The following is a 16,250-nucleotide window of genomic DNA, read 5'->3' as shown; positions in this document are numbered from 1 at the left end:
CTGAAGGTTGCCATGGCTGCCTTATGAGGTTAACGGGTGCGTCGTCGAGCGCGCCATCTGGACAGCAGGGACTGGACTATGGGCAAGGTAACAGGGTTTCTCGAGATCGACCGGCAGGTGCACAAGTACCAGCCGGCTTCCGACCGCATCCGGCATTTTCGCGAGTTCACGTTGCCGATGTCGGATAAGGAGGTCGAGAAACAGGCCGCGCGCTGTATGGATTGCGGCATTCCGTACTGCCACGGGCCGACCGGCTGCCCGGTCCACAACCAGATCCCGGACTGGAACGACCTCGTCTACAATGGCGACTGGGACAATGCGATCCGCAACCTGCACTCGACCAACAATTTCCCGGAATTCACCGGCCGCATCTGTCCGGCACCTTGCGAGGAAGCCTGCACGCTGAACCTTGAGGACATTCCGGTCGCCATCAAGACGATTGAGCAGGCGATCGCCGACAAGGCCTATGAAACCGGTCATATCCGGCCCTACCCGCCGGAAAAGAAGACCGGCAGGCGCGTCGCCGTCGTTGGCTCGGGGCCGGCCGGCATGGCGGCCGCCCAGCAGCTTGGCCGCGCCGGCCACGACGTCCACGTCTATGAGCGCGAGAGCCGGCCGGGTGGGCTGATGCGCTACGGCATCCCCGACTTCAAGATCGAGAAGCACTATATCGACCGGCGCATCGAGCAGATGCAAGGCGAGGGCGTGAGCTTCCATTGCGGCGTCAATGTCGGCGTCGACAAACCGGTGGCGGAACTGCTCGCCGAATACGATGCTGTGCTCTATTGCGGCGGTTCGGAAACGCCGCGCCCGGCCAACATTCCCGGCGACGATCTCGACGGCGTGCATGACGCGATGCCCTATCTGGTGCAGCAGAACAAGCGCATCGGCGGCGAGCCGATCCAGTCGGTGGCGTGGCCCTCGCCGCCGATCGTCGCCGGCGGCCAGCATGTCGTCGTCGTCGGCGGCGGCGACACCGCCTCCGACTGCGTCGGCACCGCCTTCCGCCAGGGCGCAGTGCGCGTCACACAGCTCGACATCCGGCCGCAGCCGCCGGAAAAGGAAGACAAGCTTTCAGTCTGGCCTTACTGGGCGACGAAGATGCGCACCTCGTCCTCGCAGGCTGAAGGCGCCGAGCGCGAGTTCCAGGTGGCGACGCTCGAATTCATCGGCGAGGACGGCGCGTTGACCGGCGTCAAATGCTGCGAGGTCGATGAAAAGCGCAAGCCGATCGCCGGCACGGAATTCGTCATCCGCGCGGATCTCGCCTTCATCGCCATCGGCTTTGCCGGGCCGGCTACCGTCGGACCGGTGTCGGAACTGGCTGGCCAGATGAAGATCGTCATCGACAGCCGCCGCTCGAACAACGTCGAGGCCAATGACCGCGACTACAAGACCAGCGTCGAAAAGCTCTATGCGGCGGGCGATGTGCGCCGCGGTCAATCGCTGGTCGTCTGGGCGATCCGCGAGGGCCGGCAGGCGGCTCGTTCGATCGACGAGGCGCTGATGGGATCGAGCGTGTTGCCGCGCTGAGTCTGTCTCGAGCGCTACTCCTGCGGCCATCTGAAGGCGCTTTCCGTCCTTCCGGTGGCCGGGGCAGGTTTAATGCATGTCGCGCAAAAGTGTGCAGCGGTTTTGCGATAACGACATGCATAAAAACAACAACCTAAAGCGCGTCACATGAGGCCGGTCACACGCGACGCGCTTTAGGGAGTGATCGCCGTGGTCGTTTCGGTTGCGGCCGCCGCCGCAGGCTGTCCCCTGGGCGGCCAGGAAAAATCGTCGGCGCGGCCGGGCGAAGCAGCTGATGCCTTGCCCTCGACGACAAGTTTTTCGCCAGGCCCGTCCGCCTTTGCCGGCGCTGCGGCGCCGAGAAGTTCCGAGCCGCCGTCGAGTGCCGGATCGTTGAGCAGCATCGGCACGGTGCGATCGACGGCCATGGGTGTCGGCGCCGGCGCCCCGACGGGAGCGCCGGCTGGCGCATAAGCTGCCAGTGTGCCGGGGGGAGCGGTCATTCCAAGGATCTTCAGCAAGGGTTTTTCGGCATAGAAGGCGAGCTTGCGTTTGCCGGCTTTCGAGACATAGATGCCGTCGTCGGTGCGCAGGCGCACCGGCTGGCCGTTGATATCAGGCCCGCTGGTGACAAAGGCGCCTTCCTCGTCGACGAAACCGTCCCAGATGTCGATGAATTCGCCGCCGTGACTTTCGGCCGTCGAGCGGTAGATGTCGTTGAAAGCCAGCATGTCGGAGGTCATCTTCGGCGCCTTGAAGGCCGGCACGCCGACCCACAGATATGGCACCTTGGCCGACGCAATGGCCTTGCCGAACGCTTCGGTGCGGCGCTCGTATTCCTTGGTCCAGGCTTCGGACCGCGGCTGTTCGCGTTCACCGTTCACGCGCATTTGCTGCCGATCGTTGGAGCCCAGCATGACGATCACGGCCGCCGGCTTTTCGGTCTCGATCAGCGACTTGATCTGTTCGGGCCAGTTGTAGAAATCGTCACGCACGAAACCCGACGAACCGTTGCTGCGAACGACGATCCTGACCTTGGTGTTTTCGGCAAAGGCGGTGTCGAGACCTTCGGCGAGGCCGCTCGCCATGAAATCGCCGACCACCAGAACGGTGCGGGCATCCGGCGCCTTCTCGACAATCGGGGCTGCCGGCTCAGCCGGCCGGCGCGGCGCGGCACGGGCCTTTCTGGCTTTTGGCTTGCGTGGCCCCATCCTCTGAATCCGTCGCGGCTGAATCAGTCGCGGCGGTTCCACCCGCTCGCTTCGGCGCAGAAACAACAAGTCGCGCAGCGACCAGCCACGCCTTTGTTCTTCCTGCGCCACGGCCGGCGTGTGAAAGACGGCGGCAGTGCTGACGGCCAGAACGGCAATAGCCAGAATCAGGATCGGCACGCGACGAAGGATCACACGGATACGCGCAGCCGAAACCAATTACCGTCTCCATCCCTTAAGAGCGCCGGACTCCAATACAACCGTGCCGCCGCTCTATCTTTTTTTGGAGCATCGGATTCCCCAAAACCGGTTTGGGTCCGATGCTCCAGGTCAGCCCCTATGCGAAGCTAGTTCTGCCTGAGCCATTTGAGCACTTCCATGCTCGGATGTCCGTCCTGGGTCAAGCCAGCCTTTGCCTGGAAGGCCATGATGGCGGCTCTCGATCCCTCGCCGATCTTGCCGTCGAACTTGCCGTCGTAGTAGCCGTACTGGGAAAGCCGTTGCTGAAGCTCCTGCCTCTCCTCGAAGGAGAGCTTCGTGAAAGGCCGCTTCCAGTCCTGCACAAGCCCGCCATAGCCGGCGATTTCGTCGGCAAGAAGGCCAACGGCAACCGCGTATTTGTCGGCATTGTTGTAGCGCTTGATGACCGAAAAATTCTTGACCATCAGGAAAGCCGGGCCGCCGCGGCCGCCTGGCACCTTCAGCGTGGCCTTCTCCGCACTATTCTTGAACGGCTTGCCGTTGACACGCGTGACACCCAGCGCTTGCCATTGCGACAGTGACTTCGATCCGGCCGGGAACTTCTTTCCGTCGGGAAGGCTGACTTCATAGCCCCAGGTCTTGCCGGCCTGCCAGCCGTTCTTCTTAAGCAGATTGGCGGCCGTTGCCAATGCATCGGGAATCGAATTCCAGATGTCGCGCTTGCCGTCGCCGTCCATATCGACCGCATAGGCCTGATAGCTGGTGGGAATGAATTGGGTATGGCCCATGGCGCCAGCCCATGAGCCGCTGAGGTGGCTTTTATCGATGTCGCCCCTTTGCAGGATTTTCAGCGCCGCGATCAACTGGGTGCGGGCAAATTTCGATCGTCTCGAGTCGGCATAGCCAAGCGTTGCCAGCGAACGCACGACATTGCGCATGACATCGTCGCGCTTGAGGATTTCGCCGTAGTTCGATTCCATCGACCAGATGGCCAGCAGGATATGACGGTCGACCCCGTATTTTGCCTCGATCCTGTCTAGCCACGGCTTCCACTTCCTGGCCATCTGCCGGCCAACAGCGACCGACTGGTCGTGGACGCGGTTGTCGAAATAGTCCCAGGCGGGCGCGGTGAATTCGGGTTGATAACGCGCTTTTTCCAGCACGACCGGGTCGGCATCGCTGATGCCCTCGAATGCCCGGTCGTAAACGGCGCCGGAAACGCCGCTCCGCACCGCGGTGGCGCGGAAACTCGCCACCCATTGCCGGAAACCGGCGTCGGCAAAAGCCGATCCGGTGGGCAACAGCAAGGCAAGCGACAGGCTGGCGGCCGCAACGAAGCTTGTGAAGCGCGTTGCGGCGTTGCGAACGGACATCTTTTCCTCCTTCTTCATCACAGGAAGATCATTCATCGCCGAACCCGGTTAGCATTTAGTTTACCATAGGTGCCGTTGGGAACGAAAAGGCGGGTTGGTGCTTTACGGACCACAAATTTTTTTCTGACTAGCCGTTCCATAATCCTAGATTCCGGCACGAAAATGTCTCGAGGCGGGATTGCCGAACAGGCTTAGAAGCGGATAATTGACAGCATGAAGAGAGTTCGCAAGGCAGTTTTCCCGGTCGCCGGTCTCGGCACGCGTTTTCTCCCGGCCACCAAGGCCATACCCAAGGAAATGCTGACGGTCGTCGACAGGCCAGTCATCCAGTATGTGGTCGACGAGGCACGCGAAGCCGGCATCGAGCATTTCATCTTCGTGACCGGCCGCAACAAGGCGGTCATCGAGGACCATTTCGACGTCCAGTTCGAACTCTATGACACGCTCGCCCAGCGCGGCAAGGACGACGAGCTCGCCCGCCTGCAGCGGCTGCAACCCTCGCCGGGACAGACCAGCTTCACGCGCCAGCAGGTACCGCTTGGCCTCGGCCATGCCGTCTGGTGCGCCCGCGAGCTGGTCGGCGACGAGCCCTTCGCGCTGCTTTTGCCTGACATGATCATGCAGTCGGAAAAAAGCTGCATGAAGGAGATGGTCGAGCTTTATGCCGAGACCGGCAACAACATCGTCGCGGTTCAGGAATGCGACCCCGCCGAGGCCCATAAATATGGCATCGTCGGCCGTGGCGAGGATACGCATCACGGTTTCCGCATCACCGGCATGGTGGAGAAGCCGAAGGCCGGCACGGCGCCCTCCAACCTATACATCAACGGGCGCTACATCCTGCAGCCGGAGATATTTGGGATTCTCGAGGGCCAGGAGAAGGGCGCTGGCAACGAAATCCAACTCACCGATGCGATGCTGAAGCTGGAGAAGCAACAGCCCTTTTATGGCTGCCATTACCAGGGGCGCACCTTCGATTGCGGATCGCCGGAAGGCTTTGTCGAGGCCAACGTCGCCTTCGCGCTGTGGCGCAGCGACATAAACGGCCGCATGGCGGGCATTATCCGCAAGCTTCTCGACGAGATGAAACCGTCGGAGCAGCGGGGCGCGGCGTTCTAGCTATATCGCCCAAAAGCATGCCCGCGGTCTTGAACCCAGGGTGCGCAGCAAGAAAGCGCGTTGCATGAATCCCTTCAAACGCGACCGCTTTAGGCATGTCGGGTAGTCAGCCGGCCAGCGAACGGCGGTTTCCTGCGCTTCTGGTACTTGCATACCCCAATGTAGGCCGCGTTCAGGTCTCGAAACCATCGTTCCCGCCACCGCCTGACTTGAATCTCGACATACCCAAACCTTCAACGGTTTGCTTTACGGCTGCAGCTTCACCCCGACGAAGATGCTGTGGGCAGTGTAGTCGCGGCCCTCCAGGTTGCTGGTCTGTTTTTCGGTTCTGGCCCGGGTGGTCAGTCCGGCATACCGGTTCAGCCACCATGTCAGTCCGGCCTCGGCGCTCAGCGTCAGATCGTGGCCGTCGGACCCGATGTAGTCGCGCCAGCCCACGCCGAAAGCTGCGTTCCCAATCAGGTTGCCACGGATTTCCCGCTCGCCCGTCAGGAGGCCAGAGTAAAGGATGTCGCCGCTTTCGTTGGCGGTTGTCGTGCCCTCGACGGTCGTTTGTCCGATGAGGCCGATCGTGGTGCCGCGTTCCGGCGACCATCTGAGGTCGGCGTTCACCGTGGCACCCGAAATTGCCGGCAGCCGGTCGTCGTCGATCGCCTCCCGCAGCCAGCCGGCCGAGAATTCGCCGGCAAGCTTCTCGCCGAGGTCGAGCTCGGCGCCGGCCCGAACCCCAAGCCCCGTCGAGGATCGTTCGAAACCATTGGTGTCGACGCGCAAATCATAGACCCGGCGGCCGATTTCGACTTCGGTGAAGGGGGTGATAGCGGGGGAAATCTCGTAGCCGGTGCGCAAGGTGGCGGTATAGAGCGTCGAGTCGCGGTCTTTCTGCGACAGCGTTCCGCCCGTCGAAAGCTTGGCGTCGCCGTAGATGTCGTGTTCGACTGCGCCGGTCAGGGCGAAGCGCATCTTGCCGGCATCCTTCTCGACCGCGAGGCTGCCGTTAATGCTCTGGCGCACCGGCTGCTCGACGGTGCCTTCGATGACGACCGGCGACGAAGCCGATTCCGGCGCCGCCTCGTAACCAAGGTTGGCGATAGCGCGCAGATCGTTGTCGAGGTCGACATTGAGCGTGCCGTCGACACGGCCCCGTGCCTCCTGAACCTCGTCGCCCGATATGGTCTTGAGAAAGATGCCATAGCCGTCGATGACAGCCGAATTCTCCCGCCAGTCGGAGATGGCATTGAAGCGCAGCGCCGTTTCGGACAGCAGGGCCGGTTTGCCTTCGGTGCTTGAATCGGCATTCGACGACGCCGTCAGGCCTTGCTCGAGCGTCGGCCTGATCACGAAGGAGCCGAGTTTGATGCCGGTGGCGGCGAACGGGTCGTCCTCGGCCCTCTTGTCCTGACCTTCGATGGCTTCGGCGCGCTCGGCGCCCGGATCGAGCTGCTGCCTGTCGGCGGAATCAATGGTGACGGCACGGGGATTGGTGGCGTCCTGGTCAGTTTCGCCGGTGTCCGTGTCATCCGTCGTGGCTGCAGTCGCGGCGGCGGCCCCGGCGGCGGCCTCGGCGGCCACGTCTTGATCGTCCGCGCGTTGCGTTACGCTCGATGGCCGGCGCGGCGGGATTGGAGCGGGCGTGTCTGCAAACGCATCGTCGGTGGCTTCCGGCGGATCAAAAATGCTGCCGGTCGCGGGTGCCGTGTCGTCGTCCTGCACGGCGCCCGGGCTGGCCGGCTGATAGGTCGGCGCCGGTGCATTGCCCTGGATGGCTGCGTCGGCCCGTGCCGTCTGATCCTGGGCGCTGGCCATGCTCAACTGCCTGGTTTCGCGCTGCTGGTCGTCCAGAATCGCTGATTCCGAAACCTCGCCGCGCAGCTCGGTTACCTGGGCATAGGGCTGCGCAGGCCGCAGCAAGGCGAAGACGCTGGTCGCCAACAGCAAGGCGTAGACCGCCTTGCCGTTTCGCCTTCCTTTCTGTTCATGCTGGGCCCCGGACATTGCCACCACTGCTTGCGCGGCGCCCGCGCGCCATACTTACCGAACCGTAAATGGGGATGGTTAATGGAGGGTTGAGGCGGCGTTGGTTTAAAGCCCGGCTGGATGGCAATTCCGTTGGACAGGCGCGCAGCAAAGCGCTAATCGCATCAGCCATGCATGCGGGATCCCCAGACAAGAAGCGGTTCGACGGGCAAGCTTCGATCGCCTCGGCGCTCAGAACGGTAGCGACTGAGCAGGCCGGTGTCGCGGCGCTGGCGGCCGCGCTCGAAAACGGATTGACCGAACCGTTCGCGCGCGCCGTCGACATGGTGTCGCAGATCGAGGGCCGCGTCATCGTCACCGGCGTCGGCAAGAGCGGCCATATCGGCTCAAAGATCGCCGCGACGCTCGCCTCGACCGGCACGCCGGCTTTCTTCGTCCATCCTGCCGAAGCCAATCACGGCGACCTCGGCATGATCGCCAGGGACGATGCCATCATCGCCATGTCGTGGTCGGGCGAGAGCCGGGAGCTCAAGGGCATCATCGCCTATTCCAGACGCTTCTCGATTCCGCTGATCGCGGTCACCGCCGGAGAGCGATCGGCGCTGGCGCGCGCGGCCGACGTGGTGCTTCTGCTGCCGCGTGCGCCGGAAGCCTGCCCGCATGGCCTGGCGCCGACGACATCGACGCTGCTGCAACTGGTGATCGGCGATGCGCTGGCCATCGCGTTGCTCGAAGCGCGCGGCTTCACGCCGGATCATTTCCGCACCTTCCATCCCGGCGGGCAACTTGGCGCCAATCTGACGCAGATCCGCGACATCATGCATGTCGGCGACAGGCTGCCGCTGGTGCCTTCCGGCACCGGAATGCACGAAGCGATCCTCGAATTGTCGCGCAAGGGGTTTGGCTGCGTGGCGATAACCGCTGCGGATGGTGCGCTGATCGGCATTATCACCGACGGCGACATCAGGCGCCACATCGGCAGCAATCTTTTGGCGATGAGCGTCGATCAGGTCATGACCAAGGAGCCGAAGACGGCCGGACCGGATACGCTGGTTGCGACGGCGCTGCAGACGATCAACAATTCGGCCATCTCCAGCCTGATGGTTGTCGAGGGTGGACGGCTGGTCGGACTTGTCCATCTGCACGATCTGCTGCGCATCGGCGCGGCCTGAGAGGCCGTTTGGAAACTCTACTCTGGCGGCCATCTGATGGCGTTTTCTGCGCTTCCGGTGCTCACGGACCAGCGCATGACCCCGGAAACCGATTTCGGTTTCCGGAAAGGATCATGCGCAAATGCAAAGTGTTAGAGCGTCCTTTGCGCGTCCAAATGGACGCGCAGCGCTCTAATGTCCGCTGCGCGCCGGTTCTCGAAACCACCACCATATGACTCGCCAGAGCGAATTTCGAAACCGTCTCTGACAGAGGCTCAGGCCTGTTTGAAAAGTCGCCCCGCCGAGATCGGTGGGATCGGTCCTAAACCGCCTCGACCGTCAGTTCCAGATCGGTGTCGGCCGCGCCCGTCACGCGCACCTGTGTGCCGGCCGGCAGATCGGGGCCTGAGACGCGCCATAGCGTGTCGCCCAGCTTAATGCGGCCGCGCCCGTCCTTGATCGGCTCGGCAAGTGTCGCCTTCCTGCCGATCATTTGTTCGCCGCGGCGGTTGAGCAGTGGCTGGTCTGTCGGGTCGTGGCGTCCGCCCGCCAGTCTCTTGCCGACATAGGTTGAAACCAGCGACATCGCCAGGAAAGCGAGAACCTGGACCTGCCAGGTCCAGAAACCTGCGTCCCAGATGAGCAGGGAGACTGCACCGATCAGCAATGCGGCGATGCCGATCCACAGCATGAAGATGCCCGGTGCGACGACCTCCATTACGAGGAGAATGAAGCCGAGAACCATCCAGTTCCAGGGACCGAGTTCCGAAATGATGCGGTCAAACATGGGGTCGGCCTCAGCTCTCGCTCGGGCGAACTACGGGCGGGCGGGCGGCTTGCCGCGGCGTGCCGGCAGTGCCGTCGCCTCTGAAGACTTCCTTGGCGATCTCGCCGATACCGCCGAGCGTGCCGATGAGCGACGAAGCTTCCATCGGCATCAGCACAACCTTGCTGTTTGTGGCTGAGCCGATCCTGGTCAGCGCTTCGGTGTATTTCAGCGCGACGAAGTAGTTGAGCGCCTGCACGTCGCCCTTGGAGATCGCTTCCGACACCACCTGCGTGGCGCGGGCTTCGGCCTCGGCGGAGCGTTCGCGCGCCTCGGCGTCGCGGAAGGCGGCTTCCTTGCGGCCCTCGGCTTCCAGGATCTGCGACTGCTTGAGGCCTTCGGCGTCAAGGATCTGCGCGCGCTTGTTGCGTTCGGCCATCATCTGGCGACCCATCGATTCGACGAGATTGGCCGGCGGGTTGATGTCCTTGATCTCGACACGAGTGATCTTGATGCCCCAGGGATGCGCGGCCTCGTCGACGACGCGCAGCAGGCGCTCGTTGATGGCGTCGCGGTTCGACAAAAGCTCGTCGAGGTCCATCGAGCCCATCACGGTACGGATGTTGGTCATCGTCAGGTTGAGGATGGCGTTCTCCAGCCCAGCGACCTGGTAGGCGGCCTGCGCGGCGTTGAGCACCTGGTAGAAGGCGACGCCGTCGACGGCGACGGTGGCGTTGTCGCGGGTGATGATCTCCTGGGTCGGGACGTCGAGCACCTGCTCCATCATGTTCAACTTGGCGCCGATGCGGTCGACGAACGGCACGATGAGGTTAAGGCCGGGGCTCAATGTCTTGGTATAGCGGCCAAAGCGTTCGACGGTATAATTGTAGCCTTGCGGGATTGTCCGGATGCCTTTGAAAAGCACGAGCACGACAAGAGCGACAAGAACAAGAAGCGCGATATCGAAACCACTGAAATCCATTTGGCCCTCCCTCAGATGCCGAGCACATTAGAGCGACGCGCGTCCACTCGACGCACAAAGTACGCTCTAACTTTTATACCTGCGCATCGTGCTTTCCGAAAATCGATTCCGATTTTCTGCCGATGCGGTAGACGTTTCAACGCAACCGACTTCACCAAACACTTAAGTGTGTTTCAGAAATGTTACAATCGGGTGATCGCGAATTGTCGGCGTATGGGCGCCGGGCTAGCGGCGCTCGATTATGTCCGCTTCAAATCCAGCCCGACAGTTCGCGCCGCACCATCGCCTCGATCACCGCCATGCCCTCGGCACTGTCGTTGAGGCAGGGGATGTGCGCGAACTTCTTGCCGCCGGCATGGTGGAAAGTCTCGGCCGCCTCTCTGCCGATCTCGTCCAGCGTCTCGATGCAGTCGACAGAAAAGCCCGGATTGACGATGGCGATCGATTTCACGCCTTCTCCGGCCAATTTCTCGACCGTCTTGTCGGTGTAGGGCTGCAACCATTCCTGAGCACCGAAGCGCGACTGGAACGTGGTGATCAGCCTCTTCTCATCCCAGCCGAGCTTTTCCCGCAGCAGCCGGGTCGTCTCCAAGCAATGGGCCTCATAGGGGTCACCCTTGTCGGAATAGGGTTTCGGAATGCCGTGATAGGAGGCGATGACCACCTCCGGTTCGAAATCGAGCGTCGCCAGATGGCGCGAGATCGAACGGGCAAGCGCCTCGATATAGACCGGTTCGGCATAGTAGGGCGGCACGCTGCGGATCGCCGGGGCGCGGCGCATCTTCATCAGCGCGCGAAACAGCTGGTCGTTGGCGGTCGCGGTGGTGGTCGCGGAATATTGCGGATAGAGCGGAAAAGACAGAATGCGGTCGCAGCCTTGCGCAACCAACCCTTTGGCGACGCTCTCGGTCGAAGGATTGCCGTAACGCATCGCCCAGTCGACGATAACGTCGGGCAGGTCGCGCAGCGCCTCGGTCAGCTTTTCCCTCTGGGCGCGGGTGTAGGTGCGCAGCGGCGACTCGTTACGCTGCCGGTTCCATATCCTGGCATAGTTGGCGCCCGATTTCTTCGGCCGCGTGGTGAGGACCAGCCCGTAGAGGATCGGGTACCAGATCGCCTTGTTGAGCTCGATGACGCGCGGATCGGACAGGAATTCCCTGAGATAGCGCCACATCGGCCTAAACTCGGTGCCGTCGGGCGTGCCGAGATTAACCAGCATGACGCCGATCCTGCCCGCCCCGACCGGCGGCTGACCTGCCGGCTGCGGGCCGAGGCCCTTCGCCGCCGCGGCCTTGGGATCGACAGGGTTGGAAAGCGTCATTAGGGATCTCCGGACACCGCGCGAAACTAGCGATGCCGCGCCGGTTTTCAATGCAGCGTCTGGCCGCACCTTATCTTACCTCGAGCGGAAAGCAGAAAACCCGCCCGGTTCCCCGGACGGGTTTTCCAGCAATGACGGAAGAATTTAGTTTGCGGCCGGGATGGTCAAGGTTGCGCCGACGGGAAGGCGGCGCGGCTCATAGTCCTTGTTGGCGTCCGAGATCGTTTTCCACTTGGCGCCATCGCCATAGGCCTTCTCCGCCAGGTCCCAATAGGTATCGCCGGCAACGATCACATGGCTGCTTTCGGCCGGTGTTGCCTCGGCCGGCTTTGCCGGCTCGGCAGGCGCAGCCTCGGCTGGTTTGGCGGGTTCCGCCGCAGGAGCCGGTGCCGCGGGCGCCGTCTCGGCCGGCTTAGCCGGCTCAGCAGGTGCCGGCGCTGCCGGGGCGGGTTCCGCCGGGACGGCTGGCGGCGTCGTGGCGATATCGTCCGAACCAGCCGGCGGTTCGGGCATCGCCGGCTCCGCAGTTGCGGCTGGAGCCGTTTCTGCCGGCTTTGCCGGTTCCGCCGCGGCGGCGGCCGCGATCTCGGTGATGCGGCCATCGAGCTTCGGCGTATAGGGCCGATGCGCGCCGAGATAATCGGCGACCACCTGTTCGAGGCCCGGACCGTAATCGTAGGCGTTCTTGGCCTTGTCGGCGAATACGTCGTAGCCATCGCCGCCCTGGCGCACATAGTTGTTGGTGGCGACCAGGTAATCCTTATCCGGATTGATCGGCGTCCACGCGCCGCCTTGCATGACTTCGACCGACTTGACGCGCCCGGCATTCGGGGCGGCCGATTTGTCGAATGAATACTTCAGGCCGGCAACCTGCGGGAAGCGTCCGGCGCCGTCCTCGATCTGGCTGAGACCGTTCTCTAGCCCGGCAACCAGATCCCTGCCGGAAATCTGGAAGGTCGCCACTGTGTTCTGGAATGGCAGCACGTTCAGCACCTCGCCCATAGTGACGGTGCCCTGGTCGATCGAAGCGCGCAGGCCGCCGCCATTCGTGATGACGATCTCGACACCCTGGTCCTTGACGCGGTCGAGGACGGCATCGGAGACAAGATTGCCCATCTCGCACTCGCGGGTGCGGCAGTTCTCACGGCTGCCGTCGATCGCCTTGGTGGTCTCGGCGACCTCCTGGTTCTTCAACGCCTCGATCGGCGCGCCAAGCTCCTTGATGCGGGCAAGCACGGCGGAATCCGGCGTGATCGACTTGTCGAGGTAGATCGGGTCTCCGCTGGCTTGCTTGACGACGCCGTTATCGTCAAACACGACCTTGAACTCGCCGAGATATTTCGAAAAGGACGCCGCCTGGACGACCGGCACCTTGTAGCCGTCCGGATTGTCGACCATCGTCGGGTAGGGGCCTTCAGCCTTGGGGTCGGTGTTGGACAGCAGCGAATGGCTGTGGCCGCCGACCACCACGTCGACACCCGGGATCTTGGCGATGACGTCGCGCTCTCGCTTGTAGCCGATATGGGTGACCGCGATGATTTTGTTGACGCCTTCTCCCTTCAGCTTCTCGACCTCTGATGTGATCGACTTGACGTCGTCCTCGATCGTGACGTTAGGGCCTGGCGAAGTGAGTTCCGGCGTGTCGTTGGTGACCGCGCCGACGACGCCGATCTTCTGGCCGCCGACCTCGATCACGATCGACGGTTTCACGCGGTCACCGAGCTTGGATTGCGCGTTGGCCTTCACGTTGGCGCCGAGCACCGGAAACTTGATCATGTCCAAAAACGGCGCCAGCGCCGCCTCGCCGTCGTCGAACTCGTGATTGCCGACCGCCATGGCGTCGAATTTCATCTGGTTGAGGAATTCGCCTTCGGTCTTGCCCTTGTAGGTGATGTAGAAAAGCGAGCCCTGGAAATTGTCGCCGGCGCTGAGCAGCAGCACGTTCTGGCCCTCGAGTTTCTTGCGCTCCTGGGCGATCGCCGTGATCAGCCGCGCCGCGCCGCCGATGCACTCGCCCTTGGTCTCCTCTTCGGCCGAGCAGGTCGATTCATATTTGTTGTTGCTTTCGATGCGGCTGTGCCAGTCGTTGATGTGCAGGATGTTCAGCGTGTAGTCGGCAAAGGACACGCCGGCCGACAGGCCAAGCGTGGACGCCGACAGGGCGGCAACGGCGGCGATCTTCTTCATTTTCGTCTCCCGGATGACCTGAGTACAGCGCCGCGCGTCATTTCGGACGCACAAGGACACTGTACCAATTTGCGCATGATCCTTTCCGAAAATCGATTCCGATTTTGGGGTCATGCGCAGAGGTGTTTAACGCCCTTGCTTGACTGGAGCATAACAGCCAGCTTTTGCCCATATACACATCGCGTTTCAGCAAGCGGAATCGGGGACAGTTTTGCCGGCGCAAAAAAAGGGCGGAGGCCCCAAGCCACCGTCCTTTGCAAAGCAGTTCAGTAGGGGCCTCAGGTACGTCGCGTCAGCACGAAGTTCTGCCCGCTCGCGCTGGTGCAATTAAGCTGCGAGGTGGAGATCAACAAGCAGTTGAAGCTGATCGGCGTCTGGCGGATCAGCGAAGTGCCCTGGATCTCGACCGAGGTGCCGCCGGTCATGGTGTAGCTGCCGTCGGCAAGTTTCTGGCCGGTGTCGGTCGCGACGGTGTTGAAGCTGCCGCCGGCGAAGGTCGACAGGCCCGTGCCTTGCGCGTCGATCCATGAGCCTTCGACCGGGCTCCGCGCGGCCAATGGCGGCCCGCCCGGGCCGGCGGTGGTGCACGCCGCCAAGGCGGCAGCGGCCGCGACAATGCCGGCCGAAAGCAATTTGCGCGCAATCGTCATCATCAAAACCCTCTCCTCTCGCATCGGCCCGAAAATCGATCCGATTTTTCGGAAAGCACGATGCGTACATTCAAAGCGCTGGAGCGCACTTTGTGCGTCCAAATGGACGCACGTCGCTCTGGGCCACCTTCCTTCAATCGCCCGATTTCCAGGCGATTGCAAGGCAGTGAGACATTGCTATCGAACGAGGATGTTGCACTATCGAACGAGGATGTTGCGGAATTGCCATGGGTCGTTCTTGTCGAGGTCTTCCGGGAACAGACCAGGGCGGTTATCGAGCGGCGTCCAATCGGTGTAGTAGCCCTTGATCGGCCCGAGATAGGGGGACTGCACTTCCAGGCAGCGCTTGTAGTCCATCTCGTCGGCCTCGACGATGCCGGCTTCGGGATTTTCCAGCGCCCAGACCATGCCCGCCAGCACTGACGACGTGACCTGCATGCCCGTCGCGTTCTGATAAGGCGCCAGCTTGCGTGCTTCCGCCAGCGACAGTTGCGAGCCGTACCAATAGGCGTTCTTGTCGTGTCCGTAGAGCAGCACGCCGAGTTCGTCGACACCGTCGACCAGTTCGTTCTCATCGAGCACGTGATGTACGGATTGCGGCTTGCCGGCGGCACCGAACATCTCGTGCAGCGACAGTATGGCGTCGTTGCAGGGGTGGTAGGCGTAGTGGCAGGTGGGGCGATATTGAACCTTGCCCTTCTTGCCGCGCAGGGTGAAGAAGTCGGCGATCGAAATCGACTCGTTGTGCGTCACCAGGAATCCGTATTGCGGTCCGGGCGTCGGGCACCAGCTGCGCACACGCGTGTTGGCGCCCGGCTGCTCCAGGTAGATCGCGGCCTTCGAGCCATGCTTGTGCTCCTTGGCGTTCTTCGGCATCCACGTTTCATGCGTGCCCCAGCCGAGCTCGGCCGGTTGCAGCCCTTCCGAGATGAAGCCTTCGACCGACCAGGTGTTCCAGAACACGTCCATCGGCTTCGGCTTCTTGGTGCGCTGTGTGTCGCGCTCGGCGATGTGAATGCCCTTGACGCCGGCCTTTTTCATCAGCCTGGCCCAGCCTTCGCGATCTTGCTGCGCGGGCTCTGAGAACTCGAGGCCAAGATCGGTGGCGAGGTTGACCAGCGCCTGCTTGACGAACCACGAGACCATGCCTGGATTGGCGCCGCAGGTGGAGATTGCGGTCGCCCCGCCGGGATGCGCGTGCTTTTCTTCGATCATGGATTCACGCAGCGCGTAGTTGCTGCGGCTGGCATTGTCGGCCTTGGCGTCGAAATAGAAGCCGAGCCATGGCTCGACGACGGTGTCGATGTAGAGCACACCCAGCTTGCGACAGAGCCGCATCAAATCCACTGAGCCGGTGTCGACCGACAGGTTGACGCAAAAGCCCTGGCCGCCACCTTTGGTCAGCAGCGGCGTCAGCAGCTTCTTGTAGTTCTTCTTGGTCACCGCATCCTGCATGAAGGTGATGTCGCGCTCGTCGAGCAGCTTGCGGTCGGTATCGCGTGGGTCGATGACCGTCATGCGCGACTTGTCGAACTTGAAATGGCGCTCGATCAGCGGCAGCGTTCCCCGTCCGATCGAGCCGAAGCCGATCATCACGACAGGGCCGGTGATCTCACCGTAAACGGGCCAGTTTTCATTCGCCATTTTATCGATTACTCCCTCAGATAGGCTGAAAAGCCGGGCAAACAGACGCAAAGCGGAGCATTTTTTTGCCCGACCGCCACGCGCTACAACCACAGATCATTGTCATAAACCAGCGAAAAGCCGCGAGCTACGCCGCATTCGTCATGTGGTTAAGGG

Annotated in this window: 12 protein-coding genes; 3 read left to right on the top strand and 9 right to left on the bottom strand. The window is 62.4% G+C overall.

What is annotated here, in order from left to right; genetic code table 11:
* Positions 1-78 precede the first annotated feature (78 nt).
* Positions 79-1,533 (top strand): glutamate synthase subunit beta, encoded by a 1,455-nt coding sequence (locus BQ8482_RS22935; RefSeq protein WP_123149662.1) that lies wholly within the window; start codon positions 79-81, stop codon positions 1,531-1,533.
* A gap of 173 nt (positions 1,534-1,706) precedes the next feature.
* Here BQ8482_RS22935 and BQ8482_RS22930 read toward each other — a convergent pair whose 3' ends face one another.
* Together BQ8482_RS22930 and BQ8482_RS22925 are read right to left on the bottom strand one after the other, a co-directional pair.
* On the bottom strand, positions 1,707-2,942 hold the full coding sequence (locus BQ8482_RS22930) for an SGNH/GDSL hydrolase family protein (protein WP_123149661.1): 1,236 nt from the start codon (positions 2,940-2,942) through the stop codon (positions 1,707-1,709).
* A 128-nt stretch (positions 2,943-3,070) separates the two neighbouring features.
* Positions 3,071-4,297 (bottom strand): lytic murein transglycosylase, encoded by a 1,227-nt coding sequence (locus BQ8482_RS22925; protein WP_123149716.1) that lies wholly within the window; start codon positions 4,295-4,297, stop codon positions 3,071-3,073.
* A 213-nt stretch (positions 4,298-4,510) separates the two neighbouring features.
* Between BQ8482_RS22925 and galU the strand changes: the two genes are divergently transcribed.
* The gene (gene galU, locus BQ8482_RS22920; protein ID WP_123149660.1) at positions 4,511-5,416 is read left to right on the top strand and encodes a UTP--glucose-1-phosphate uridylyltransferase GalU; all 906 of its coding nucleotides are present in this window, start codon (positions 4,511-4,513) and stop codon (positions 5,414-5,416) included.
* A 246-nt stretch (positions 5,417-5,662) separates the two neighbouring features.
* On the opposite strand, the gene BQ8482_RS22915 is transcribed toward galU, so the two are convergent.
* Entirely contained in the window at positions 5,663-7,411 is a 1,749-nt protein-coding gene (locus tag BQ8482_RS22915) for an outer membrane beta-barrel protein (protein ID WP_123149659.1), read from the bottom strand.
* Between the two features lie 152 nt (positions 7,412-7,563).
* Between BQ8482_RS22915 and BQ8482_RS22910 the strand changes: the two genes are divergently transcribed.
* Positions 7,564-8,565, top strand: coding sequence for a KpsF/GutQ family sugar-phosphate isomerase (locus BQ8482_RS22910; protein ID WP_123149658.1), 1,002 nt, complete (start codon positions 7,564-7,566; stop codon positions 8,563-8,565).
* Between the two features lie 301 nt (positions 8,566-8,866).
* Here BQ8482_RS22910 and BQ8482_RS22905 read toward each other — a convergent pair whose 3' ends face one another.
* The 6 genes from BQ8482_RS22905 to BQ8482_RS22880 all read right to left on the bottom strand — a co-directional run bounded on the left by BQ8482_RS22905 (position 8,867) and on the right by BQ8482_RS22880 (position 16,094).
* Positions 8,867-9,331: an NfeD family protein gene (locus tag BQ8482_RS22905; RefSeq protein WP_123149657.1), complete on the bottom strand. Its 465-nt coding sequence runs from the start codon at positions 9,329-9,331 to the stop codon at positions 8,867-8,869.
* Between the two features lie 10 nt (positions 9,332-9,341).
* Positions 9,342-10,292: an SPFH domain-containing protein gene (locus tag BQ8482_RS22900; protein ID WP_123149656.1), complete on the bottom strand. Its 951-nt coding sequence runs from the start codon at positions 10,290-10,292 to the stop codon at positions 9,342-9,344.
* A gap of 250 nt (positions 10,293-10,542) precedes the next feature.
* Positions 10,543-11,613, bottom strand: coding sequence for a ferrochelatase (hemH, locus tag BQ8482_RS22895; RefSeq protein WP_123149655.1), 1,071 nt, complete (start codon positions 11,611-11,613; stop codon positions 10,543-10,545).
* Positions 11,614-11,757: 144 nt separating this feature from the next.
* Positions 11,758-13,800: a bifunctional metallophosphatase/5'-nucleotidase gene (locus BQ8482_RS22890; protein ID WP_123149654.1), complete on the bottom strand. Its 2,043-nt coding sequence runs from the start codon at positions 13,798-13,800 to the stop codon at positions 11,758-11,760.
* Between the two features lie 278 nt (positions 13,801-14,078).
* The gene (gene omp10, locus BQ8482_RS22885; RefSeq protein ID WP_123149715.1) at positions 14,079-14,450 is read right to left on the bottom strand and encodes an outer membrane lipoprotein Omp10; all 372 of its coding nucleotides are present in this window, start codon (positions 14,448-14,450) and stop codon (positions 14,079-14,081) included.
* A gap of 198 nt (positions 14,451-14,648) precedes the next feature.
* Complete coding sequence (locus tag BQ8482_RS22880) at positions 14,649-16,094, bottom strand: homospermidine synthase (RefSeq protein ID WP_123149653.1); 1,446 nt, start codon at positions 16,092-16,094, stop codon at positions 14,649-14,651.
* Positions 16,095-16,250 lie beyond the last annotated feature (156 nt).

Origin of the sequence: Mesorhizobium delmotii (assembly GCF_900149755.1) — a bacterium.
Taxonomy (GTDB): Bacteria; Pseudomonadota; Alphaproteobacteria; order Rhizobiales; family Rhizobiaceae; genus Mesorhizobium; species Mesorhizobium delmotii.
This window is presented reverse-complemented; position numbering and strand designations above follow the sequence as displayed.

Coding starts and splice junctions, on each gene's coding strand:
- BQ8482_RS22915 (WP_123149659.1), bottom strand. CDS start 7,411: ATGTCCGGGGCCCAGCATGAACAGAAAGGAAGGCGAAACGGCAAGGCG.
- BQ8482_RS22880 (WP_123149653.1), bottom strand. CDS start 16,094: ATGGCGAATGAAAACTGGCCCGTTTACGGTGAGATCACCGGCCCTGTC.
- BQ8482_RS22910 (WP_123149658.1), top strand. CDS start 7,564: ATGCATGCGGGATCCCCAGACAAGAAGCGGTTCGACGGGCAAGCTTCG.
- BQ8482_RS22900 (WP_123149656.1), bottom strand. CDS start 10,292: ATGGATTTCAGTGGTTTCGATATCGCGCTTCTTGTTCTTGTCGCTCTT.
- BQ8482_RS22935 (WP_123149662.1), top strand. CDS start 79: ATGGGCAAGGTAACAGGGTTTCTCGAGATCGACCGGCAGGTGCACAAG.
- hemH (WP_123149655.1), bottom strand. CDS start 11,613: ATGACGCTTTCCAACCCTGTCGATCCCAAGGCCGCGGCGGCGAAGGGC.
- BQ8482_RS22890 (WP_123149654.1), bottom strand. CDS start 13,800: ATGAAGAAGATCGCCGCCGTTGCCGCCCTGTCGGCGTCCACGCTTGGC.
- galU (WP_123149660.1), top strand. CDS start 4,511: ATGAAGAGAGTTCGCAAGGCAGTTTTCCCGGTCGCCGGTCTCGGCACG.
- BQ8482_RS22905 (WP_123149657.1), bottom strand. CDS start 9,331: ATGTTTGACCGCATCATTTCGGAACTCGGTCCCTGGAACTGGATGGTT.
- omp10 (WP_123149715.1), bottom strand. CDS start 14,450: ATGACGATTGCGCGCAAATTGCTTTCGGCCGGCATTGTCGCGGCCGCT.
- BQ8482_RS22925 (WP_123149716.1), bottom strand. CDS start 4,297: ATGTCCGTTCGCAACGCCGCAACGCGCTTCACAAGCTTCGTTGCGGCC.